A 23,220-nucleotide genomic window follows, 5' to 3' on the forward strand; every position below is an offset into this window, starting at 1 on the left:
TCCCGGAGGGATGTCAACCACGGATTGGCGAGAAGAGCCGGGTCAAAGACGCTTCAGCCGTCACATTTCGCAAGTGGAAACCGGGGAAAGCGCTTTCAACCGGAATGCGCTCACGGTAGACTCCTGCCCAGAAACGTACACCTGTTCGCTGAAATTTTCTGGCCCGCACTTCATGAGTAAACATCCATTATCACACTATCATTTGGTTCAACGTATTCAGCATCAGGTCGCTGTTCGAGCTGATGCGCCGGCGTTTCGGGAATGGGATCCTGAGCGTGAGCAGCATTTGGTCTGGCGGCAGGTCGGAGAGCGAGTCAACCGTATCGCCTGTGGATTGCTTGCATTGGGGATCGAAGTGCAGGAACGGGTGGCTATTTTCTCGGATAACGGGATCAACTGGTCACTGGTGGATCTGGCCTTGTTACATTTGCGGGCAATTTCGGTGCCTCTGTATGCCACCAGTTCTGTGGGACAGGCGGCATTCATTCTCAACGATGCGGATATTCGCACGGTTTTTGTCGGCGGGCAGGCGCAGTTCGATACCTTGATGTCGTTACGCGAGACCTGTCCTCAACTTCGCCATATCATTCTGCTGGATGACAATATTCGGCGTCGTGGGTGCGATATTGCGGTGTATTTGCGGGAGTTTGAAGCAGCGGCGGATGAGGCGGTTTGGTTGCCTGAGCTGCAACGGCGTATTGACGAAAGCGATTTGAATGATCTGTTTACGCTGATTTATACCTCAGGAACGACCGGCGAGCCTAAAGGTGTGATGCTGGATTACGCCAACATGGCGACTCAACTCAAGCTGCATGATGAACGGCTTGACGTCTCTGACCAAGATGTTTCCCTGTGCTTTTTGCCGTTGTCCCACGTATTTGAACGGGCATGGAGCTTTTTCATCATGCATTGTGGCGCGCTGAATGTGTACCTGAGCGATACCAATCAGGTTCGGGCCGCCATGGAGGCGGTGTCGCCGACGTTGATGTGTGCGGTGCCACGCTTTTACGAAAAGGTGTACTGCGGTATTCACGAAAAAGTGGCTCAGGCACCGTGGCATCGTCGCCTGCTGTTCCGCTGGGCGCTGGAACGAGGGCGTCATCTGCATGTCCGTCGGCAAGCCGATAGACGTGTCGGCTTCTGGAGCCGCGCCGCGCATAGCATCGCCGACCGGCTGGTATTGCAGCGCCTGCGGCAATTGCTCGGTGGTCGGGTTCGCTTCCTGCCTGCGGCGGGCGCTCGTCTTGACGGTAATATCATCGCTTTTTTTCAGTCGATAGGTGTTCGCATCGTTTACGGATATGGCCTGACGGAAACCTGTGCGACGGTATCCTGCTGGGAGCATGAGGCGACCTCTCTGATGTCGGTGGGGATGCCGTTGCCCGGTATCGAGGTTCGTATCGGCGAGGAGAATGAAATTCAGGTGCGGGGGGCTACGGTGATGCGCGGCTATTTTCATCGTCCGGAAGAGACTGCCGCGGCCTTTACGCCAGATGGCTGGTTTAAGACGGGTGATGCAGGCGAACTGGACGAGAGGGGAAATCTGTTTATTACCGAACGCATCAAGGATCTGATGAAGACCTCCGGCGGAAAATATATTGCTCCTCAGTGCCTGGAAGGCACCTTGGGGCAAGATCGCTATATCGAGCAGGTGGCGGTGATTGCGGATGCGCGTAAATATGTCTCGGCCCTGATTGTGCCGTGTTTCGAGGCTTTAGAGGAGTACGCCCGCTCCATCAATCTTCGCTATCAGGATCGGCTGGATCTCTTGCGCCACAATCATATTCTGGAATTGTTTGAACAACGTTTGCAGGAGATGCAGAAGGAGTTCGCACGTTTCGAACAAGTGAAGAAATTTACCCTTCTGCCCGCGCCGTTTAGCATGGAAGACGGCGAACTGACGCCGACATTAAAACTGCGTCGTAAAGTCATTCATCAACGTTATCAGCCTGAAATCGACGCAATGTACGCGGAGTGATCGCTCCGCCGTCGAACCATAGAAATTCGTCGTCGATATTTCACACTTTAATCAATGGGCGCCGCGGCATAATTCCCAACCCGGCGCGCACTCTTTAGCGTTTTATCTCAGTCGTTACCCCTTTAACAGTTCGTTTACCGAAATGAAGCGTCCAGACCTGTGGGCAAGCGTTTGCCTGCACTATAATCTGGCGTTATGTTAATAAGTTATATCGAAATATAACGTTAGGCGGGGTATCCCGCGTTAAACGGAAGCAATTCGCATCTGAACAGAAGAGGCAAACCCATGGAGATGTTGTCAGGCGCCGAAATGGTGATCCGATCGTTGATCGATCAGGGCGTTAAGCACGTGTTCGGCTATCCAGGCGGCGCGGTGCTGGATATTTACGATGCCCTGCATACGGTTGGCGGCATAGAGCATATTCTGGTGCGTCATGAACAAGGCGCGGTACATATGGCGGACGGGTATGCCCGTGCCACGGGCGAGGTGGGCGTCGTGTTGGTGACTTCGGGGCCTGGGGCGACCAACGCCATTACCGGTATCGCCACGGCTTACATGGACTCCATCCCGTTGGTGGTGATTTCCGGCCAGGTCGCCACCTCGTTGATTGGTTATGATGCGTTTCAGGAGTGTGACATGGTCGGGATTTCCCGGCCGGTCGTGAAACACAGCTATCTGGTCAAGCAGACGGAAGACATTCCCACCGTGCTCAAAAAGGCCTTCTATCTGGCAGCCAGTGGGCGCCCCGGCCCTGTCGTGGTGGATCTGCCGAAAGATATTCTCAATCCGGCGAAAAAACTGCCTTACGCTTATCCCGATCACGTTTCCATGCGTTCCTACAACCCGACTGTTCAGGGGCATAAAGGGCAGGTGAAACGTGCATTGCAGACGTTGCTGACGGCAGAGCGTCCTGTGGTTTATGCCGGGGGCGGCGTTATTAATGCAGGCTGCCATCAGGAATTGCGTGAGCTGGTGGAAAAATTGAATTTGCCGGTCGCCGAGTCATTGATGGGGCTGGGCGGTTTCCCAGGCACGCATCGCCAGAGTCTGGGGATGCTGGGGATGCACGGTACTTATGAAGCCAATATGGCGATGCACAATGCGGATGTGATTTTCGCCGTCGGAGTGCGTTTTGACGATCGCACCACCAATAATCTGGCGAAATACTGCCCGAATGCCACGGTGTTGCATATCGACATCGATCCTACTTCCATTTCCAAAACGGTGGCGGCGGATATTCCCATCGTCGGCGATGCTCGCCAGGTACTCGGGTTGATGCTGGAACTGTTGGCTCAAGGCGGGGAAGCGCAACAGAATTTTGATACATTGCGCGATTGGTGGCAGCGTATCGAGCAATGGCGCGCCCGCCAATGCCTGAAATACAACCCCGAAGGGGACACCATCAAACCTCAGGCTGTCATCGAGACGTTGCACCGCCTGACGCAGGGTAAGGCTTATGTTGCCTCTGATGTCGGCCAGCACCAGATGTTTGCCGCACTGTATTATCCGTTCGATCTGCCGCGACGTTGGGTCAATTCCGGTGGGTTGGGCACGATGGGGTTCGGTCTGCCTGCGGCGTTGGGCATCAAACTGGCCTTGCCGGAAGAAACGGTGGTCTGTGTGACCGGTGACGGTAGTATCCAGATGAATATTCAGGAGTTGTCCACCGCGCTGCAGTATGACCTGCCTATTGTGGTTGTGAATCTTAACAACCGTTTCTTGGGAATGGTGAAACAGTGGCAGGACATGATCTATTCCGGTCGCCACTCCAGTTCTTATATGGAATCTCTGCCTGATTTTGTTCGTCTGGCGGAAGCCTACGGCCATGTGGGGATCGCCATCGATAAGCCGGAAGAGCTGGAGCCGAAGCTGCAAGAAGCGCTGGCGCAGAAAAACCGGTTGGTGTTTGTGGATGTTCGGGTGGACAGCAGCGAGCATGTCTACCCTATGCAGATCCGTGGCGGCGGAATGGATGAAATGTGGTTAAGCAAGACGGAGAGGACCTGATCATGCGTCGGATTTTATCGGTATTGTTGGAAAACGAATCAGGTGCCCTGTCGCGCGTGGTCGGCTTGTTTTCTCAGCGTGGTTATAACATTGAAAGCCTCACGGTCGCGCCGACGGACGATCCTACGCTGTCGCGTATGACGATCCAGACGGTTGGGGATGAGAAGGTTCTGGAGCAGATCGAAAAGCAATTGCACAAGCTGGTGGACGTTCTGCGCGTCAGTGAGCTGGGGCAAGGGGCTTATGTCGAGCGCGAACTGATGCTGGTGAAGATTCAGGCGACCGGTTATGGCCGGGAGGAGGTCAAACGTACCACTGAGATTTTCCGCGGCCAAATCATTGATGTGACGCCCTCGCTGTATACCGTTCAGCTCGCAGGAGCCAGCGATAAGCTGGACGCATTTCTTCATACTGTGCGTGAAGTCGCTGAAATTGTTGAAGTCGTTCGTTCAGGGATTGTCGGTGTTTCCCGCGGTGATCGCGTGATGCGCTGAACGGTACGTTATCTGGATCAGCCCCTTTTGTCTCGAACGTAGTTAGCGGTTTACTGCTAAGCGCCGGAGGTCCGATAATTATGCGGATCTCCGGTCTCTTTATGAATTAATTAAGTCATAAAAGCGGTTGCCCGTCAGTGTTTTCTGCGGTTAGATCGGTATTATATCCATGGCTAATACATGGTTATCACTTCATTCTTTTATCCGGCTTATTAAGGGGTTACCAGTGAAACTGGATGAAATCGCGCGTCTTGCGGGCGTTTCGCGTACCACTGCCAGTTACGTTATCAACGGAAAGGCAAAACAGTATCGCGTCAGCGATAAAACCGTTGAGAAGGTTATGGCTGTGGTCAGAGAGCATAATTATCATCCGAATGCTGTGGCTGCAGGTTTGCGTGCCGGGCGCACCCGATCCATCGGGTTGGTGATCCCCGATCTGGAGAACACCAGTTATACCCGTATTGCCAATTATCTGGAGCGTCAGGCCCGCCAGCGAGGTTATCAGCTACTTATCGCCTGCTCCGAAGATCAGCCTGATAATGAAATGCGTTGTATCGAGCATCTGCTGCAACGGCAGGTGGATGCAATCATTGTGTCGACGGCACTACCGCCGGAACATCCGTTTTATCAGCGTTGGGCGAATGATCCCTTACCGGTGATTGCGTTGGATCGCGCGCTGGATCGCGAGCACTTTGCCAGCGTGGTCGGCGCGGATAGGGAAGATGCCGAGATGCTGGCGCAAGAACTGCGTAAAGTCCCCGCCGAATCTGTGCTCTATCTGGGGGCGCTGCCTGAGTTATCCGTGAGTTTCCTGCGTGAGCAGGGGTTTCGCAGTGCCTGGGCCGACGATCCGCGTAAGGTGTCGTTCGTCTATGCCAATAGTTATGAGCGCAGCGCAGCGGCGGCAAGATTCGCGGATTATCTGAAGGATCACCCTATGCCGGAAGCGTTGTTCACGACTTCTTTCCCGTTGTTGCAGGGGGTGATGGATGTGACGTTGAAGCAAAGCGGACGCCTGCCCAACAATCTGGCTATCGCCACGTTTGGTGATAACGAACTGCTGGATTTCCTGGAATGTCAGGTGCTGGCCGTCGCACAGCGTCATCGTGAAGTCGCAGAGCGGGTTCTGGAATTGGTTCTGGCTAGCTTGGACGAACCCCGTAAACCTAAACCGGGGCTATATCGGATTCGGCGTAATTTATATCGTCGTGGATTTTTGAATCGTCGTTAGATTTCTGCGGCACGTTGGAAATCGTGGGGATTTCCAACGTGATAAGAGCATTCCTATTTTTCCCGTATATTATATATACCCATCTGCTAATGCTTTCTCTTAATTACTGCCAATTCGCTGACGGTTTAGAACCGGTACGCGGAAAAGATGACGACAATATTCCAGGAAATAACCGTACACCACGCCCATTAACATAGAAATAATAGCATTACTACCCACAGCTCTTACGATTTGAGACACGTCAGCGCCAATTGCCCAAAGTATTGCGGCATACACGGGGGACTGAAAACTCACGTAGGCAAACAAGTCGGCCAGATTTCTTATCCCATGCTTGTTTTTTCCCCATTTTAATAACAACGCCACAATGCGGTCACGGTAAAGCCCATAAGGCCACGCAATAACGATATTGACAGGAATGGAGAGTAATCGGGAAGACAGCGATTGCTGAAACGTCATTTCAGAAAGCAGCAGTTCTACCGCCATACCGGTAATGAAGCAATAAATCACCATTGCAAAAGTATCCGCCAGGACACTGCGCAAGCGATCAAGCAAGGGGGGCATATTTTTCTCCACTTTACTAGATGATACGTTTATAAATGATGCTTTTGTTTGGTTTTTAGTTTTGTGTTTTTAGCTTTTATATAGTTTACATATCTGAATGGTGTTTAATAAGTAGCTTAAAATTTTTATTTTTGTGTGTTTTTTGTTCATTCTCGTGACTTTATGGGCATAGAATACTTTTTACGTGCAATTATCATTTCTTATGGATTAAAGTTTTTTAAAAACAATGCGTTGTGTTTTTATACGGGTAAAGGGGAAGCAATAAGACGAGGGAGTAAGCGGAAGTAGAGGCGAAAACAGGATTTTTCGAGAAATATTTTTCACCGCAATACACTGTGAATTCAAACAGTATTCAGGCGGTGTTGTTAGCAAATTTGTCGATTATGTTTCGATTATGGATATATAACGTAAATTGAAGTAATCCATTGATGTAATTGCAGTAAAAAAATGAGAAGCAGATATCAATAAAAAGAATCTGACCGGTATTTATACTGATAGTCAGGATATGAATTTAAAAAAACGTTTAAAAATCAAACAAAAAAATCTTTTTAAGAATTCACTGATATTTGTGAAATACGTATCGATTTGTGTCAGGAAAAATAATATTGCGCGTAATTAAAAAACCTATATCTTAGAGCGCGTTCTTAAAAGTCATTAATTTTACTTAAATAATCACGTTATTACTCGTCATTATTTTTTCGTGGGTGTTTTTTTTGTCGGCTTTTTACCTTCCAATTAAAGCAAGAATAATTCCTTGGCCCGTTTGTACTGGCTTGACAAGCTTTTCATCCCCTCCGTAAACTTTGAAGCGTGGGATTTTGTGGGATAAAGTGGTAAAGAAGATCATGAAGGGCTAAATACTGTCATGTTTCGTGGGGCTACGCTGGTAAACCTCGACAGTAAAGGACGGCTTGCCGTACCTACCCGTTATCGGGAATTACTGAACGAGGAAGCTCAAGGGCAAATGGTATGCACCATTGACCTCCATCAGCCCTGTCTACTGCTTTATCTTCTGCCTGAGTGGGAACTCATCGAGCAGAAACTTTCCCGCCTGTCGAGTATGAATCCTGCGGAGCGTCGTGTGCAGCGGTTGTTGTTAGGGCACGCGAGCGAGTGCCAGATGGATGGGGCCGGGCGATTGCTGATTGCTCCGACCCTTAGGCAACACGCAGGACTGACAAAAGAAGTGATGCTGGTCGGTCAGTTCAACAAGTTTGAACTGTGGGATGAACAGACCTGGTATCGGCAAGTCAAGGAGGATATGGACGCTACGCAATCATCTCAGGAACCGTTGTCTGAGCGATTGCAGGATTTATCACTATAGCCATGGCAGAAACGTTTAAACATACCACCGTACTGCTGGATGAGGCTGTCAACGGTCTGAATATCCGCAGTAACGGTATCTATATCGACGGTACGTTTGGCCGCGGCGGCCACTCCCGTCTTATTCTGTCCCATCTTGGAACGGACGGTCGGCTGTTGGCGATCGATCGCGATCCTCAGGCCGTGTCCGCGGCAAGCGCTATTCATGATGCGCGTTTTTCAATTATTCACGGCCCGTTTTCGTCATTGGCCGATTATGTCGCCGAGCGTGGTCTTGCCGGTCGGATCGACGGTATCTTGTTAGATTTGGGTGTTTCTTCTCCTCAGCTTGATGATCCTGAACGCGGATTCTCATTTATGCGCGATGGGCCGCTGGATATGCGCATGGATCCCTCTCGCGGCGTTTCTGCGGCTGAATGGTTGATGAACGCAGAGGCCGACGACATCGCTTGGGTGCTGAAAACCTTTGGCGAGGAGCGTTTTGCCAAACGTATCGCACGCGCCATTGTGGAGCGTAATCGCGTTGAACCATTGACTCGTACTAAAGCGTTGGCGGAGTTGATCGCTGCCGCTTGCCCGATCCGCGAAAAACACAAACACCCGGCGACACGTTCCTTTCAGGCCATCCGGATTTATATCAACAGCGAATTGGACGAGATTGAACGGGCCCTGGAAGGCGCTCTGCAGGTGTTGGCTCCACATGGCCGCTTATCGGTCATCAGCTTTCATTCGCTGGAAGATCGCATTGTAAAACGTTTTATCCGCCAGCATAGTCGCGGGCCCCAGGTGCCAGCGGGGTTGCCGTTGACGGAGGCTCAGTTGAAGAGTCAGGGGGGACGCACGCTGAAGGCGGTCGGGAAAATGATGCCTTCGGAAAGTGAAGTCGGGGAAAACCCGAGGGCGCGTAGTTCCGTCTTGCGTTTTGCCGAGAGACTACCCGCGTGATCGGCAATGAGCGCCACTCTCTCGGGGCGGTGATTGGCGGTGATTTGCTGCGTTATGGCAAGTTGCCGATGCTGTTGCTGATTGCCGTGCTGGTCTCCGCGATCCTGGTGGTGACGACTGCGCACCGGACACGTTTGTTGACGGCGGAGCGCGAAAGGCTGTTGCTGGAACGTGATGCGTTGGATATTGAATGGCGCAACCTAATTCTTGAGGAGAACGCGCTGGGCGATCACAGCCGCGTTGAACAAATTGCTACAGAAAAGCTTCATATGGTGCATGTCGATCCTTCACAGGAAAATATTGTGGTTAAGCAACAATGATTGAATAGGTATCGCTAAACGATGAAAGCCGCGCGCCCAGGAAAATTGAAGCGTCAGGAAGAGCATGCCAGCTTTGTCAGCTGGCGTTTTGCGTTGCTTTGCGGCGGTATTTTGCTATGCCTGGTTGGATTGATGATGCGTACCGCTTATCTGCAGGTGATAGCGCCCGATAAGCTGGTGCGCGAAGGTGATATGCGTTCGCTGCGTGTGCAGGAAATTCCGACTGCGCGGGGCATGATCAGCGACCGTGCCGGTCGTCCGTTGGCGGTCAGCGTACCGGTCAATGCCGTCTGGGCCGATCCGAAAGATCTGAACGATCATGGCGGTATCTCGCTGGATACGCGCTGGAAGGCGCTGGCTGATGCGCTGGGTATCCCGTTGGATCAGATCGCGGCGAAGATTAACGCCAATCCAGACGGACGCTTTGTTTATCTCGCGCGTCAGGTTAATCCGGCGATCGGCGAGTATATCCATAAGTTGAAGCTGCCTGGCATCAACCTGCGTCAGGAATCTCGTCGTTATTATCCCTCTGGGCAGGTGACTTCCCATCTTATCGGTTTTACTAATATTGACGGGCAGGGCATTGAAGGCATTGAAAAAAGCTTCGATCGCTGGTTGACCGGCAGGCCGGGGGAGCGCACGGTACGTAAGGATAGATTCGGGCGGGTGATCGAAGATATTTCATCGGTGGACAGCCAGGCCGCGCATAATCTGGTGCTCAGTATCGACGAGCGGTTGCAGGCGCTCGTCTATCGCGAACTGAACAACGCCGTAGCCTTCAACAAGGCCGAATCCGGCACCGCCGTGCTGGTGGATGTGAATACCGGCGAAGTGCTGGCGATGGCCAACAGCCCGTCCTACAACCCGAACAACCTGACGGGTACGCCGACTGACGTGATCCGTAACCGCGCCATTACTGATATTTTCGAACCCGGTTCGACCGTGAAGCCGATGGTGGTGATGACGGCGCTGCAGCGTAACGTCGTGAAGGAAAATGCGGTGCTTAACACGTTGCCGTATTACATCAATGGGCACGAGATCAAGGACGTTGCGCGCTACAGCGAGCTGACGCTGACGGGCGTGCTGCAGAAATCCAGTAACGTCGGGGTGTCGCATCTAGCTCTGGCGATGCCTGCTGCTGCGTTAGTGGATACTTACTCTCGTTTCGGTCTCGGTAAAGCGACCAATCTGGGGTTGGTCGGTGAAAGTCTGGGGCTGTTTCCCAACCGTCAACGTTGGTCGGATATTGAACGCGCTACCTTTTCATTCGGATATGGCCTGATGGTGACGCCGCTGCAACTGGCGAGGATGTACGCCACCATCGGCAGCTTCGGCATTTACCGTCCGCTTTCCATTACTAAAGTCGATCCCCCAGTGCCGGGAGAACGCATATTTTCCGAGCAGATTGTCCGTACCGTGGTGCACATGATGGAGAGCGTGGCGCTGCCCGGCGGCGGCGGAACCAAAGCCGCTGTTAAAGGATATCGTATTGCTATCAAAACCGGTACGGCGAAAAAAGTCGGCCCGGACGGCAAATACATTAACAAATATATCGCCTATACCGCCGGGGTGGCACCTGCCAGCAATCCTCGTTTCGCGCTGGTTGTGGTCATCAACGATCCCCAGGCGGGCAAATATTACGGCGGTGCGGTATCGGCGCCGGTGTTCGGAGCCATCATGGGGGGCGTGCTGCGCACCATGAATATCGAGCCCGATGCGTTGGCGACCGGTGACAAAAGCGAATACGTGATTAACAGAAAAGAGGGTTCAGGTGGCAGATCGTAACTTGCGCGACTTGCTGGCTCCGTGGGTGGCAAATGCACCGGAGCGTGTGCTGCGAGAAATGACATTAGACAGCCGTGTAGCGGCTGCCGGGGATCTGTTTGTCGCTGTCGTCGGCCACAAAACGGATGGGCGGCACTATATTCCGCAGGCGATCGCGCAGGGCGTCGCGGCTATTGTGGCGCAGGCCGATGCCGCGTCGCCAAACGGAACCTGCTGTGAGCTGCATGGCGTTCCCGTGGTCTATCTCGACGATTTGAACCAGCGCTTGTCTGCTCTGGCCGGGCGTTTTTATCAGCATCCGTCTGACACACTGCAGCTAATCGGTGTAACGGGAACTAATGGCAAAACCACCACGGCACAGTTGCTGGCGCAGTGGACGCAGGCGTTGGGAAAGACCAGCGCGGTGATGGGAACCGTGGGCAACGGGTTGTTAGGACATGTGACGCCGGCTGAGAATACCACCGGGTCTGCAGTGGATGTGCAGCAGGTATTGAGCCAGTTCGTCGCTCAAGGCGCTCAGGTGGCGGCGATGGAAGTTTCGTCTCACGGACTGGTGCAGCATCGTGTCGAGGATGTGTCGTTCGCCGCCGCAGCTTTCACCAACCTGAGCCGTGATCATCTGGATTATCACGGCGATATGGCGAGCTATGAAGCCGCTAAGTGGCGCCTGTTTTCCGAACATCGCGTTGGCCAGGCTGTGATTAACGCCGATGACGAGGTGGGGCGCCGCTGGCTCGAACGTTTGCCTGATGCCGTCGCCGTGTCTGTTCGCGGCGATATCGGCGCTGCGCGTCGGCAGTGGCTGAAGGCTACGCGGGTTGACTATCACAACAGTGGTTTTACGGTGCACTTCGATTCCTCATGGGGGCAAGGTGTCATTGACAGCAGCCTGATGGGGGCGTTCAACGTCAGTAACCTGTTGTTGTCGCTGGCGACGTTGCTGTCGCTGGGTTATCCGCTGGAACAACTGGTCATCACCGGTTCTACGTTACAGCCGGTATGCGGTAGAATGGAGGTTTTTGTTGCCGATGGCCGGCCGACCGTCGTGGTGGATTACGCCCATACGCCTGATGCATTGGAAAAAGCGCTGGAGGCTGCCCGTTTACACTGTCACGGCAAGCTGTGGTGCGTATTCGGCTGCGGCGGCGATCGCGATAAAGGTAAGCGCCCACTTATGGGGGCGATTGCGGAACAACTGGCCGACCGGGTTATTGTCACGGACGATAACCCGCGCAGCGAGGATCCTCAGGCGATCGTAAGCGATATCCTGAGCGGGTTGTTGGATGCCGGGAGAGTGCAGGCGATCGCAGGACGGGCGGAGGCAGTGACCAGCGCAATCATGCAGGCTGCCGCCGACGATGTAGTCCTGGTCGCAGGCAAAGGGCATGAAGATTATCAGTTAGTAGGAAATGAGCGGTTGGATTATTCAGATCGCATCACTGTCGCACGGCTACTGGGGGTTATCGTATGATCCGCGTCCCGTTGCAACAGTTGGTCGAAGTGCTTGGCGCCCGGTTGGTGGGTGAAAATCTCACCATCAGCGAGGTTTCCACGGATACCCGCAAATTGACGGCGGGCTGTCTGTTCGTCGCGTTGCGCGGGGAAAATTTTGATGCGCATGACTACGCTGCTGACGCTGTTGCCGGCGGTGCCGCGGCGTTGGTGGTTAGCAAGCGCTTACCTATTGAGGTTCCTCAACTGGTGGTGGCGGATACTCGGCTAGCGCTGGGTGCGCTGGCGGCCTGGGTGCGCCGCCAGTCTCACGCGCGCGTTGTTGCGCTCACCGGTTCTTCCGGCAAGACATCGGTCAAGGAAATGACGGCGTCGATTTTGCGTCAGTGCGGCAACGTGCTGTATACCGCGGGTAATTTCAATAACGACATCGGCGTGCCGTTGACGTTATTGCGTCTGGCGCCCGAACATGATTTCGCCGTGATAGAGCTTGGCGCTAATCATATTGGCGAAATCGCCTATACCACCGAGCTGGTGAAGCCGGAAACCGCGTTGGTGAACAACATCGCGGCGGCGCATCTGGAAGGATTCGGTTCGCTGGCCGGGGTGGCGAAAGCCAAAGGCGAGATCTTCGATGGGTTGCCGGAAAACGGCATCGGCATTATCAATGCGGACAGTAACGATATCGCCGGCTGGCAGCCGTCTCTGGCCGGCAAGACACTGTGGCGTTTTTCTTCGCAGCCGGCATCATCGGCCGATTTCCAAGCCAGTGATGTTCGTGCGGCGGATCTCGGTACGGCATTTACACTGCATACGCCGGTCGGTCAGGTAGACGTCACTCTGCCGTTGCCGGGGCGCCACAATATCGCCAATGCGCTGGCCGCCGCCGCGCTGGCGATTTCCGTCGGTGCGTCTCTCGAGGCGGTTAAACTCGGGCTATCTCGGTTGCAGGCCGTACCGGGGCGCTTGTTCCCGATTCTGCTGGCGCCCGGGAAGCGTTTGCTGGACGACAGCTATAACGCCAATGTCGGTTCGATGACGGCCGCCGCTCAGGTACTGGCTGAAATGCCGGGATATCAGGTGATGGTCGTCGGCGATATGGCCGAATTGGGGCAAGAGGCTGAAGCCTGCCATCGTCAGGTGGGCACGGCGGCGAAACTGGCCGGCATCGATAAAGTGTTGAGCGTGGGAACGTTGAGTGCATTGATTGGCGAGGCCAGCGGCGTCGGCGAGCATTTTGATAACAAGACTGCCCTGACGGCTCGCTTGCGGGCGTTGGTGGCGGAACACAACACCATTACCGTTTTGATTAAAGGTTCACGCAGCGCGGCGATGGAACAGGTAGTACGTGCATTACAGGAGCATGCAACATGTTAGTTTGGCTGGCCGAGCATCTGGTCAAGTTTTATTCCGGCTTTAACGTCTTTTCCTATTTGACGTTCCGGGCCATTGTCAGCCTGCTGACCGCACTGATTATTTCCCTGTGGATGGGGCCGCATCTGATCGCATGGCTACAGCGGTTGCAGATAGGTCAGGTTGTTCGCAACGAAGGGCCTGAGTCTCACTTCAGCAAGCGCGGTACGCCGACCATGGGCGGGGTGATGATTCTGGCGTCCATCGTGATTTCGGTATTGCTGTGGGTGAATCTCTCCAACCCGTATGTCTGGTGCGTGCTGCTGGTGCTGCTCGGCTACGGCGTCGTCGGTTTTGTGGATGACTACCGCAAGGTCGTGCGCAAGGACACCCGGGGGCTTATCGCTCGCTGGAAATATTTCTGGCAGTCGTTGCTGGCGCTGGTGGTGGCGTTTTCGATGTATGCGATTGGTAAGGGCACGCCCGCTACGCAATTGGTGGTGCCGTTCTTCAAGGATGTGATGCCGCAGTTGGGCTTGTTTTATATCGTGCTGGCCTATTTTGTGATTGTCGGCACCAGTAATGCGGTGAATCTGACCGACGGTCTTGATGGCCTGGCGATTATGCCGACGGTATTCGTTGCGGGAGGGTTCGCATTGGTGGCCTGGGCTACCGGCAACATGAATTTCGCCAGCTATCTGCATATTCCGTACATCCGCCACGCCAGCGAACTGGTGGTGGTCTGTACCGCAATCGTCGGCGCCGGTCTGGGATTCTTATGGTTTAACACCTATCCGGCGCAGGTTTTCATGGGGGATGTGGGCTCGCTGGCGCTGGGCGGCGCGCTGGGCACCATCGCCGTACTGCTTCGCCAGGAGTTTCTGTTGGTCATCATGGGCGGCGTATTTGTGGTGGAAACGCTGTCCGTCATTTTGCAGGTGGGATCCTTTAAGCTGCGGGGCCAGCGGATTTTCCGCATGGCGCCGATTCATCACCATTACGAGCTTAAAGGGTGGCCGGAGCCTCGGGTGATCGTGCGCTTCTGGATTATTTCGCTGATGCTGGTGCTTATTGGACTGGTTACGCTCAAGGTGCGGTAAAAATGGACTATCAGGGTAAACAGGTTGTCATTATCGGGTTAGGGCTGACAGGGCTCTCCTGTGTTGATTTCTTCCTTTCACGCGGCGTAGTGCCTCGCGTGGTGGATACCCGTGTCAGTCCGCCGGGATTGGACAAACTGCCCGGCCATGTTGAGCGGTATCTCGGCGGCCTGAATGAAACATGGCTGATGGAAGCCGACCTGATTGTAGCAAGCCCTGGTATTGCATTGTCGACCCCGGCCTTGTGCGATGCCGCCGAGGCCGGCGTGGAAATTGTGGGCGACATCGAATTGTTCTGCCGTGAAGCGCAGGCGCCGATCGTGGCGATTACCGGTTCGAACGGTAAAAGTACGGTGACGACGCTGGTGGGCGAGATGGCTCGCGCCGCCGGATGGGCGGTCGGCGTCGGCGGCAATATCGGCTTACCGGCGCTGGCGCTGTTGAAGCAGGAGTGTCGGCTGTATGTGCTGGAGCTTTCCAGCTTCCAGCTGGAAACCACTCGCAGCCTCCATGCAGCGGCGGCGACCATTCTTAATGTGACCGAAGATCATACCAACCGTTATCCGCTGGGATTGCAGCAATATCGCGCCGCTAAGTTGCGTATTTACGAGCATGCCAACGTTTGCATCGTCAATGCCGATGATGCGTTGACTATGCCGATTCGCGGCGCGGATCCCCGCTGCCTGAGCTTTGGCGTCGACGTGGGGGATTATCATCTCAACCGTCAGCAGGGTGAAGTCTGGCTGCGCGTGAAAGGCGAACGGGTGTTGAATACCCGCGAAATCAAACTGACGGGGCAGCATAACTACACCAACGCGCTGGCGGCGCTGGCGCTGGCGGATGCGGTCGGCATTCCCCGCGCTTCGGCGCTGACGGCGCTGACAACCTTCAGCGGCTTGCCGCACCGCTTCCAACTGGTGATGGACGGCAAGGGCGTTCGTTGGGTGAATGACTCCAAGGCCACTAATGTGGGTAGTACGGAAGCGGCGCTTAACGGCCTGCATCTGGATGGCACATTGCACCTGCTGCTGGGGGGCGATGGCAAATCGGCGGATTTCTCGCCGTTGCAGCACTACCTGCAGGGCGACCGGATCCGTCTGTACTGTTTTGGCCGTGACGGCGCCCAACTGGCGGCACTGCGGCCGGAGATCGCCGATCAAACGGAAACCATGGAACAGGCGATGCGGTTGATTTCCGGGCGGGTTCGTTCCGGCGATATGGTGCTGTTATCGCCGGCCTGCGCCAGCCTGGATCAGTTTCGTAGTTTCGAACATCGGGGCGATGAATTCGCCCGTCTGGCGAGGGAGTTGGGATAATGCGCTTCTTCGGGGCCTCTGCGGTTGAACGTCTGAAAAGCTGGGTGATGGGGACGCGCGAAAGCGACGATCTCAGCACGGTGCTGTATGACCGGACGTTGCTGTGGCTGACCCTGGGCTTGGCGGTTATCGGTTTTGTGATGGTGACGTCCGCCTCGATGCCGGTAGGGCAGCGTCTGGCAAGCGATCCGTTTTTGTTCGCCAAGCGTGACGCGATTTACCTTGGGCTGGCTTTTGGGTTGTCGCTGGTCACGATGCGTATTCCGATGGAGGTCTGGCAGCGTTATAGCGTGGTGCTGTTGCTGGTGTCGATAGCGATGCTGCTGGTTGTGCTGGTGGTAGGCAGTTCGGTTAACGGTGCGTCACGCTGGATTTCGCTGGGGCCCTTGCGTATTCAGCCGGCGGAATTATCGAAGTTGTCGCTGTTCTGCTATCTGGCCAGTTACATGGTACGAAAAGTGGATGAAGTGCGGAGCAACTTCTGGGGGTTCTGCAAACCGATGGGCGTTATGGTCGTGCTGGCGGTGTTGCTGTTGGCGCAGCCGGATCTGGGCACGGTGGTCGTGCTGTTTATCACCACGCTGGCCATGCTGTTTCTGGCCGGTGCGAAGCTGTGGCAGTTTTTGGCGATTATTGGGTGCGGCGCGTTTGCGGTGGGGCTGCTGATTGTTGCTGAACCTTACCGTGTTCGCCGTGTGACGTCGTTCTGGAATCCGTGGGATGATCCGTTCGGCAGCGGCTACCAGCTCACCCAGTCGCTGATGGCGTTTGGCCGTGGCGAAGTGTGGGGGCAAGGGCTGGGTAATTCGATCCAGAAACTGGAGTATTTGCCGGAAGCGCATACCGATTTCATTTTCTCGATTTTAGGCGAGGAGCTCGGCTATCTCGGTGTGGTTTTGGCGCTGTTAATGATATTCTTCGTCGCTTTTCGTGCGATGTCGATTGGGCGCCGCGCCTTGGAGATAGACCAGCGTTTTTCCGGCTTTCTGGCCTGCGCCATCGGTATCTGGTTCAGTTTCCAGACACTGGTCAATGTCGGCGCGGCGGCGGGTATGTTGCCGACCAAAGGGTTGACGTTACCCCTCATCAGTTACGGCGGCTCCAGCCTGCTGATTATGTCGACGGCGATCGTACTGTTGTTGCGCATTGATTATGAGACGCGCCTGACCAAAGCGCAGGCGTTTACGAGAGGTGCCCGATGAGTGGCGAAGGCAAGCGTTTAATGGTGATGGCGGGCGGTACCGGTGGGCATGTTTTCCCTGGGCTGGCGGTAGCGCATCACCTGATGGCGCAAGGCTGGCAGGTGCGCTGGCTAGGGACTGCGGATCGTATGGAAGCGGATCTGGTGCCGAAACACGGTATCGACATCGATTTCATCCGTATCTCCGGCCTGCGGGGTAAAGGGCTGAAAGCACTGTTGCTGGCGCCGGTTCGGATTTTTCGGGCGGTATGTCAGGCTAGAGCCATTATGCGGCATTATCGGCCGGATGTGGTGCTGGGCATGGGCGGGTATGTTTCCGGCCCCGGCGGGCTGGCCGCCTGGTTGTGCGGTATTCCGGTGGTGCTGCATGAGCAGAATGGTGTTGCGGGGCTGACCAACCGCGGGTTGTCGCGTATCGCCAAAAAGGTTTTACAGGCATTTCCGGGTGCGTTTCCGCATGCGGATGTGGTGGGCAACCCGGTTAGAACCGATGTATTGGCCTTGCCGTCGCCGCAGGAACGGTTGGCGGATCGTCAGGGGCCGGTGCGGATTCTGGTGGTCGGCGGCAGTCAAGGGGCTCGCATACTGAATCAGACGATGCCAGAGGTGGCGGCGCGTTTGGGTGACGCGGTGACGATTTGGCACCAGACCGGCAAAGGTGCACAGGGTGAAGTTGAAGCGGCTTATGTCCGTGCTGGTCGCCACGAGCATCGCATCACCGAATTTATTGATGATATGGCGGCGGCGTATGCCTGGGCTGACGTGGTGGTATGTCGTTCCGGCGCGCTGACGGTCAGCGAGATTGCGGCGGCGGGATTGCCCGCATTGTTTGTGCCGTTTCAGCATAAAGATCGGCAGCAATACTGGAATGCGCTGCCGCTGGAAAAAGCAGGAGCGGCCAGAATTGTCGAGCAACCGCAACTGAGCGTAGAAGCCGTCAGCGACATTCTTTCCGGCTGGGATCGCGGGACATTGCGCGATATGGCGCAGAAAGCCCGAGCTGTGGCGATCCCTGATGCGACGGCGCGGGTTGCCGCCGAGGTGGTTGCCGCTGCCGATAGTCGGGTTGCTCCGGTAGCCCAACGTTAATAACAAAATCGCCGGCATGCGTTCGGCGTTGATTAGGTTGCAATAGAAGAAAGTGAATACACAAGAATTGGCGAAACTGCGTTCTATCGTGCCCGAGATGCATCGCGTCCGGCACATCCATTTTGTCGGCATCGGTGGCGCCGGCATGGGGGGTATCGCCGAGGTGCTGGCTAACGAAGGGTATGAAATCAGTGGTTCCGATCTGGCGCCGAATGCGGTGACTCAGCAACTGACGGAACTGGGGGCGCGGATTTATTTCAATCATCGCCCGGAAAATGTAAATGATGCCAGCGTGGTGGTGGTGTCAAGCGCCATTTCGTCGGACAACCCCGAGATACTTGCTGCGCATGACGCCCGTATTCCTGTGATTCGTCGCGCTGAGATGTTGGCGGAATTGATGCGTTTTCGTCACGGTATCGCCATTGCGGGTACGCATGGCAAGACGACGACGACGGCTATAGTGACCAGTATTTATGCCGAGGCCGGGCTGGATCCGACGTTTGTGAATGGTGGGTTGGTAAAAGCTGCCGGGACGCATGCTCGTTTGGGATCGAGCCGTTATCTGATTGCGGAGGCCGACGAAAGCGACGCCTCGTTCCTGCATCTGCAGCCGATGGTGGCAATTGTCACGAATATCGAGGCAGATCACATGGATACGTATCAGGGCGATTTTGAGAATCTTAAGCAGACATTTATCAACTTCCTGCACAATCTGCCGTTTTATGGTCATGCGGTGATGTGCCTGGACGATCCTGTTATTCGTGAGCTGCTGCCTCGGGTGGGGCGACATATTACGACGTATGGGTTTAGCGATGATGCCGATGTCCGTGTCGCCGATTATCGTCAGGTGGGTGCTCAGGGGCTATTTACCCTGGCTCGACAAGGTAAGCCGTTGTTGAACGTGACGTTAAATGCGCCGGGCCGCCACAATGCGCTGAATGCGGCGGCGGCGGTGGCGGTGGCAACGGAAGAAGGTATTGAGGATGATGCCATTCTGCGGGCGCTGGAACGTTTTCAGGGAACCGGCCGTCGGTTTGATTTTCTGGGTGAGTTCCCGCTGGAGCCGGTGAATGGCAAGAGTGGCGCGGTGATGTTGGTGGATGACTACGGTCATCATCCGACTGAGGTGGACGCGACTATCAAAGCGGCGCGCGCCGGTTGGCCGGACAAACGTCTAGTGATGATTTTCCAGCCGCATCGCTATACTCGCACGCGGGATTTGTATGATGACTTTGCGCATGTGCTGTCTCAGGTTGATGTGCTGCTGATGCTGGATGTTTACCCGGCGGGCGAAGCCCCGATCCCTGGCGCTGATAGTCGTTCGTTGTGTCGTACCATTCGCGGGCGCGGCAAGATCGACCCGATTATGGTGCCGGATGTGGAGAATTTGCCGGAATTACTGGCGCAAGCGCTGCAAAACGGCGACCTGGTACTGGCTCAAGGTGCGGGCAGCGTCGGCAAGCTGGCTCGTCGTCTGGCTGAAACCCGGCTGCAGCCGCAGACCAGGAATTAAGGCTGATGTCGGGCAAGATGAGAGTACCGGTGGCCTGTATTTTAACCAGATGGTTTGTGGCGGTGAAGCGTGACGAGTGTTGTGGCGTTCACGCGATGACCCGTGTAGGCGCTGGTTGACGATTATGTCACAGGCGGCGCTGAACGCGCGCGGACGTGAGCCGGAAAGCGGCGTGCGTCGTAGCAACGGTAGTCAACTGGCGGGTATTTTTTTCCTGCTGCTGGTGATGGGTACCATTCTGTGGGGAAGCTGGATGGTACTGGGGTGGATGAAGGATGCCAGTCGGCTGCCGCTGTCAAAACTGGTGGTGACTGGAGAACGGCGCTATACCACCAATGATGATATCCGGCAGGCCATTTTGTCGTTAGGCGCACCGGGGACATTTATGACCCAGGATGTGAATGTTCTGCAGCAACAGATAGAGCGGTTGCCCTGGATAAAACAGGCGAGTGTGCGAAAGCAATGGCCGGATGAATTAAAGATTCATCTGGTTGAATATGAGCCTTATGCGCGCTGGAATGACCAGCTAATGGTTGATAGTGAAGGAAATTCTTTCAGTGTTCCCCCCGAGCGCATCGGCAATAAAAAAATGCCGATGTTGTATGGCCCGGAGGGGAGTGAAGAGGATGTGCTGGAAGGGTATCGGATCATAAGTCAGACACTGGCTGCCGATAAGTTCAGCGTGAAAATGGTGGCCATGACGGCGCGTCATTCATGGCAGGTTGGTCTGGAAGACGATATTCGACTGAACCTGGGGCGTGACGATCGCGCACGGCGTTTGGCGCGTTTTCTTGAGCTGTATCCGCTGTTACAGCGGCAGGCTCAGAGCGAAAACAAACGCATCGGCTACGTGGATCTCCGGTATGACACCGGCGCGGCAGTCGGTTGGAATCAGGCATTTATTGATCAGCAAAAAGACATTGATCAGCAGAAGAACGGTAATCAGCAACAAAATCAGGCACAGGCTAAACAGCAATGATCAAGTCGACGGATAGAAAACTGGTAGTTGGGCTGGAAATCGGTACAGCAAAAGTTGCTGCGCTGGTAGGGGAAGTTCTGCCAGATGGCATGATCAATATCATCGGTGTGGGCAGTTGCCCGTCTCGCGGTATGGATAAAGGCGGGGTTAATGATCTTGAGTCGGTGGTCAAGTGTGTGCAGCGGGCTATCGATCAGGCGGAATTGATGGCGGATTGCCAGATATCTTCGGTTTATCTGGCTTTGTCCGGCAAGCATATCAGTTGCCAGAATGAAATCGGCATGGTGCCGATTTCAGAAGAAGAAGTGACGCAGGATGATGTGGAAAGCGTAGTACACACCGCAAAATCAGTTCGTGTACGCGATGAGCACCGCATTTTGCATGTTATTCCACAGGAGTACGCCATTGATTATCAGGAAGGGATAAAAAACCCGGTAGGATTATCAGGCGTGCGTATGCAGGCCAAGGTGCATTTGATTACCTGTCACAATGACATGGCGAAAAATATTGTCAAAGCGGTTGAGCGCTGCGGCCTTAAAGTGGATCAGCTGATTTTCTCCGGCTTGGCATCCAGTTATGCAGTGTTGACGGAAGATGAACGTGAGTTGGGTGTCTGCGTGGTCGATATCGGCGGCGGCACCATGGATATGGCGGTCTATACCGGCGGCGCGTTGCGTCACACAAAAGTGATTCCCTATGCTGGTAACGTAGTAACCAGCGATATAGCTTATGCGTTTGGTACGCCGCCGACGGATGCGGAAGCCATTAAGGTTAGATATGGCTGTGCGCTGGGTTCCATCGTCAGCAAAGATGAAACGGTGGAGGTTCCAAGCGTTGGAGGGCGTCCCCCCCGCAGTTTGCAGCGTCAGACGCTGGCTGAAGTGATTGAACCGCGTTACACCGAATTGCTTAATCTGGTGAACGACGAACTTTTGCAGTTGCAGGAGCAGTTGCGTCAACAGGGCGTGAAACACCACCTGGCCGCAGGGATAGTATTGACCGGGGGAGCCGCTCAGATTGACGGTTTGGCAGCTTGTGCGCAGCGTGTATTTCACACCCAGGTGCGCATTGGGCAGCCACTGAATATAACAGGATTAACGGATTATGCGCAGGAGCCGTACTACTCGACAGCAGTAGGGTTACTGCACTATGGCAAAGAGTCTCATCTGAACGGTGAGAACGAAGTTGAAAAACGCGCCTCAGTGAGCAACTGGTTTAAACGCCTAAATAGCTGGCTGAGAAAAGAATTTTAGTGGTTATCTAAAGAGATCCCTAGCACAATTCTTTTGATCTCGAAGTAACACGGGCACAAAGACGGAGAGAAATTATGTTTGAACCAATGGAATTAACCAACGACGCGGTGATTAAAGTCATCGGCGTCGGTGGCGGTGGCGGTAACGCCGTCGAACACATGGTGCGCGAACGCATTGAAGGCGTTGAATTCTATGCGGTTAACACCGATGCCCAGGCGCTGCGCAAGAGTGCTGTTGGGCAGACGATCCAGATCGGTAGCGGGATTACCAAAGGTCTGGGTGCGGGCGCGAATCCTGAAGTAGGGCGCAATTCCGCCGAAGAGGATCGCGAAGCGCTGCGTTCCGCTCTTGAAGGCGCAGATATGGTGTTTATCGCGGCGGGTATGGGGGGCGGTACCGGTACAGGTGCTGCGCCTGTTGTCGCCGAAGTGGCCAAAGATCTGGGTATCCTGACGGTAGCCGTTGTCACCAAACCTTTCAACTTCGAAGGCAAAAAGCGTATGGCGTTCGCCGAACAGGGGATCGCTGAGCTGTCCAAGCATGTCGATTCTCTGATCACGATTCCAAATGACAAGCTGTTGAAAGTGCTTGGCCGTGGTATTTCACTGCTGGATGCTTTTGGTGCGGCGAACGACGTGCTGAAAGGTGCGGTGCAGGGGATCGCTGAACTGATTACACGTCCTGGCTTGATGAACGTCGACTTCGCCGATGTGCGCACTGTCATGTCTGAAATGGGGTACGCCATGATGGGTTCAGGTGTGGCGTGCGGTGAGGATCGTGCGGAAGAAGCCGCTGAAATGGCTATCTCCAGCCCGCTGTTGGAAGATATTGATCTGTCGGGAGCTCGTGGTGTGCTGGTGAATATCACCGCCGGTTTTGATTTACGTCTGGATGAGTTCGAAACCGTGGGTAATACCATCCGTGCCTTTGCTTCTGATAACGCAACGGTAGTAATTGGTACGTCTCTGGATCCGGACATGAACGATGAACTGCGTGTCACGGTGGTTGCCACAGGTATCGGTATGGATAAACGTCCTGAAATTACCTTGGTGACAAATAAGCAGAGCAGCCAGCCGGTAATGGATCACCGTTACCAGCAACATGGTATGGCTCCGCTGCCTCAGGAGAAACCGGCGGCCAAAGTGGTGAATGACCCGAGTTCGCAAACCAGTAAAGAGCCTGATTATCTGGATATTCCAGCGTTTCTGCGCAAGCAGGCCGATTAAGCATCGGTTGGAATCTTCGCTCTTTGTGCTAAACTGTGCCGCCGGCCTTAGTGTACCCTGAGGCCGTAGGTTCAGATGAATGCGAGATAACATG

At 54.7% G+C, this 23,220-nt stretch carries 19 protein-coding genes; 18 read left to right on the forward strand and 1 reads right to left on the reverse strand.

From position 1 onward, the window contains the following. Nucleotides 1-172: 172 nt before the first annotated feature. The 4 genes from HEP82_RS09910 to cra all read left to right on the forward strand — a co-directional run bounded on the left by HEP82_RS09910 (nucleotide 173) and on the right by cra (nucleotide 5,710). Nucleotides 173-1,978 (forward strand): AMP-dependent synthetase/ligase, encoded by a 1,806-nt coding sequence (locus HEP82_RS09910; protein WP_192457922.1) that lies wholly within the window; start codon nucleotides 173-175, stop codon nucleotides 1,976-1,978. A 285-nt stretch (nucleotides 1,979-2,263) separates the two neighbouring features. Further along, nucleotides 2,264-3,985 carry an acetolactate synthase 3 large subunit gene (gene ilvI, locus HEP82_RS09915; protein WP_192457923.1) on the forward strand — a complete coding sequence of 574 codons (1,722 nt, stop codon included), beginning with the start codon at nucleotides 2,264-2,266 and terminating at the stop codon, nucleotides 3,983-3,985. Nucleotides 3,986-3,987: 2 nt separating this feature from the next. After that, nucleotides 3,988-4,479: an acetolactate synthase small subunit gene (gene ilvN / locus HEP82_RS09920; RefSeq protein ID WP_192457924.1), complete on the forward strand. Its 492-nt coding sequence runs from the start codon at nucleotides 3,988-3,990 to the stop codon at nucleotides 4,477-4,479. Between the two features lie 226 nt (nucleotides 4,480-4,705). Then, nucleotides 4,706-5,710: a catabolite repressor/activator gene (gene cra / locus HEP82_RS09925; protein WP_192457925.1), complete on the forward strand. Its 1,005-nt coding sequence runs from the start codon at nucleotides 4,706-4,708 to the stop codon at nucleotides 5,708-5,710. Between the two features lie 99 nt (nucleotides 5,711-5,809). Here the strand turns inward: cra and HEP82_RS09930 are convergent, their stop codons facing one another. Beyond that, nucleotides 5,810-6,271 carry an L-alanine exporter AlaE gene (locus tag HEP82_RS09930; protein WP_192457926.1) on the reverse strand — a complete coding sequence of 154 codons (462 nt, stop codon included), beginning with the start codon at nucleotides 6,269-6,271 and terminating at the stop codon, nucleotides 5,810-5,812. 865 nt (nucleotides 6,272-7,136) lie between these two features. Between HEP82_RS09930 and mraZ the strand changes: the two genes are divergently transcribed. The 14 genes from mraZ (at nucleotide 7,137) to ftsZ (ending at nucleotide 23,126) form a co-directional block, all read left to right on the forward strand. Beyond that, nucleotides 7,137-7,595 (forward strand): division/cell wall cluster transcriptional repressor MraZ, encoded by a 459-nt coding sequence (gene mraZ, locus HEP82_RS09935; RefSeq protein ID WP_192457927.1) that lies wholly within the window; start codon nucleotides 7,137-7,139, stop codon nucleotides 7,593-7,595. A 2-nt stretch (nucleotides 7,596-7,597) separates the two neighbouring features. Next, a complete protein-coding gene (rsmH, locus tag HEP82_RS09940) occupies nucleotides 7,598-8,539 on the forward strand; it encodes a 16S rRNA (cytosine(1402)-N(4))-methyltransferase RsmH (protein ID WP_192457928.1) in 942 nt (313 codons plus the stop codon). After that, nucleotides 8,536-8,859: a cell division protein FtsL gene (gene ftsL / locus HEP82_RS09945; RefSeq protein ID WP_192457929.1), complete on the forward strand. Its 324-nt coding sequence runs from the start codon at nucleotides 8,536-8,538 to the stop codon at nucleotides 8,857-8,859. The genes rsmH and ftsL overlap by 4 nt, the downstream gene beginning before the upstream one ends. A 21-nt stretch (nucleotides 8,860-8,880) precedes the next feature. Continuing rightward, complete coding sequence (locus tag HEP82_RS09950) at nucleotides 8,881-10,644, forward strand: peptidoglycan glycosyltransferase FtsI (protein WP_192457930.1); 1,764 nt, start codon at nucleotides 8,881-8,883, stop codon at nucleotides 10,642-10,644. After that, complete coding sequence (murE, locus tag HEP82_RS09955) at nucleotides 10,631-12,115, forward strand: UDP-N-acetylmuramoyl-L-alanyl-D-glutamate--2,6-diaminopimelate ligase (protein ID WP_192457931.1); 1,485 nt, start codon at nucleotides 10,631-10,633, stop codon at nucleotides 12,113-12,115. The genes HEP82_RS09950 and murE overlap by 14 nt, the downstream gene beginning before the upstream one ends. Next, entirely contained in the window at nucleotides 12,112-13,473 is a 1,362-nt protein-coding gene (gene murF, locus HEP82_RS09960) for a UDP-N-acetylmuramoyl-tripeptide--D-alanyl-D-alanine ligase (protein ID WP_192457932.1), read from the forward strand. Before murE ends, murF begins: the two co-directional genes overlap by 4 nt. Further along, a complete protein-coding gene (mraY, locus tag HEP82_RS09965; RefSeq protein ID WP_192457933.1) occupies nucleotides 13,467-14,549 on the forward strand; it encodes a phospho-N-acetylmuramoyl-pentapeptide-transferase in 1,083 nt (360 codons plus the stop codon). Before murF ends, mraY begins: the two co-directional genes overlap by 7 nt. A 2-nt stretch (nucleotides 14,550-14,551) precedes the next feature. Then, a complete protein-coding gene (murD, locus tag HEP82_RS09970; protein ID WP_192457934.1) occupies nucleotides 14,552-15,865 on the forward strand; it encodes a UDP-N-acetylmuramoyl-L-alanine--D-glutamate ligase in 1,314 nt (437 codons plus the stop codon). Beyond that, entirely contained in the window at nucleotides 15,865-17,067 is a 1,203-nt protein-coding gene (ftsW, locus tag HEP82_RS09975) for a cell division protein FtsW (protein WP_192457935.1), read from the forward strand. The genes murD and ftsW overlap by 1 nt, the downstream gene beginning before the upstream one ends. Then, complete coding sequence (murG, locus tag HEP82_RS09980) at nucleotides 17,064-18,155, forward strand: undecaprenyldiphospho-muramoylpentapeptide beta-N-acetylglucosaminyltransferase (RefSeq protein WP_192457936.1); 1,092 nt, start codon at nucleotides 17,064-17,066, stop codon at nucleotides 18,153-18,155. The genes ftsW and murG overlap by 4 nt, the downstream gene beginning before the upstream one ends. A gap of 52 nt (nucleotides 18,156-18,207) precedes the next feature. After that, on the forward strand, nucleotides 18,208-19,668 hold the full coding sequence (gene murC, locus HEP82_RS09985; RefSeq protein WP_192457937.1) for a UDP-N-acetylmuramate--L-alanine ligase: 1,461 nt from the start codon (nucleotides 18,208-18,210) through the stop codon (nucleotides 19,666-19,668). Between the two features lie 124 nt (nucleotides 19,669-19,792). Continuing rightward, nucleotides 19,793-20,647 (forward strand): cell division protein FtsQ, encoded by an 855-nt coding sequence (ftsQ, locus tag HEP82_RS09990; protein ID WP_192457996.1) that lies wholly within the window; start codon nucleotides 19,793-19,795, stop codon nucleotides 20,645-20,647. Continuing rightward, nucleotides 20,644-21,900, forward strand: a complete 1,257-nt coding sequence (gene ftsA, locus HEP82_RS09995; protein WP_192457938.1) for a cell division protein FtsA — start codon at nucleotides 20,644-20,646, stop codon at nucleotides 21,898-21,900. The genes ftsQ and ftsA overlap by 4 nt, the downstream gene beginning before the upstream one ends. 74 nt (nucleotides 21,901-21,974) lie before the next feature. After that, complete coding sequence (gene ftsZ, locus HEP82_RS10000; RefSeq protein ID WP_192457939.1) at nucleotides 21,975-23,126, forward strand: cell division protein FtsZ; 1,152 nt, start codon at nucleotides 21,975-21,977, stop codon at nucleotides 23,124-23,126. Nucleotides 23,127-23,220: the final 94 nt, after the last annotated feature.

The sequence above is a fragment of the Musicola keenii genome (genome assembly GCF_014855505.1).
In the GTDB taxonomy this organism is placed as follows: domain Bacteria; phylum Pseudomonadota; class Gammaproteobacteria; order Enterobacterales; family Enterobacteriaceae; genus Musicola; species Musicola paradisiaca.

Excerpts from the sequence above, each read along its gene's own strand:
- mraY (WP_192457933.1), top strand. The coding sequence starts at position 13,467 with ATGTTAGTTTGGCTGGCCGAGCATCTGGTCAAGTTTTATTCCGGCTTT.
- mraZ (WP_192457927.1), top strand. The coding sequence starts at position 7,137 with ATGTTTCGTGGGGCTACGCTGGTAAACCTCGACAGTAAAGGACGGCTT.
- ftsW (WP_192457935.1), top strand. The coding sequence starts at position 15,865 with ATGCGCTTCTTCGGGGCCTCTGCGGTTGAACGTCTGAAAAGCTGGGTG.
- rsmH (WP_192457928.1), top strand. The coding sequence starts at position 7,598 with ATGGCAGAAACGTTTAAACATACCACCGTACTGCTGGATGAGGCTGTC.
- murG (WP_192457936.1), top strand. The coding sequence starts at position 17,064 with ATGAGTGGCGAAGGCAAGCGTTTAATGGTGATGGCGGGCGGTACCGGT.
- HEP82_RS09910 (WP_192457922.1), top strand. The coding sequence starts at position 173 with ATGAGTAAACATCCATTATCACACTATCATTTGGTTCAACGTATTCAG.
- ilvN (WP_192457924.1), top strand. The coding sequence starts at position 3,988 with ATGCGTCGGATTTTATCGGTATTGTTGGAAAACGAATCAGGTGCCCTG.
- murD (WP_192457934.1), top strand. The coding sequence starts at position 14,552 with ATGGACTATCAGGGTAAACAGGTTGTCATTATCGGGTTAGGGCTGACA.
- ftsZ (WP_192457939.1), top strand. The coding sequence starts at position 21,975 with ATGTTTGAACCAATGGAATTAACCAACGACGCGGTGATTAAAGTCATC.
- ftsQ (WP_192457996.1), top strand. The coding sequence starts at position 19,793 with ATGTCACAGGCGGCGCTGAACGCGCGCGGACGTGAGCCGGAAAGCGGC.
- ftsA (WP_192457938.1), top strand. The coding sequence starts at position 20,644 with ATGATCAAGTCGACGGATAGAAAACTGGTAGTTGGGCTGGAAATCGGT.
- murF (WP_192457932.1), top strand. The coding sequence starts at position 12,112 with ATGATCCGCGTCCCGTTGCAACAGTTGGTCGAAGTGCTTGGCGCCCGG.
- ilvI (WP_192457923.1), top strand. The coding sequence starts at position 2,264 with ATGGAGATGTTGTCAGGCGCCGAAATGGTGATCCGATCGTTGATCGAT.
- HEP82_RS09930 (WP_192457926.1), bottom strand. The coding sequence starts at position 6,271 with ATGCCCCCCTTGCTTGATCGCTTGCGCAGTGTCCTGGCGGATACTTTT.
- HEP82_RS09950 (WP_192457930.1), top strand. The coding sequence starts at position 8,881 with ATGAAAGCCGCGCGCCCAGGAAAATTGAAGCGTCAGGAAGAGCATGCC.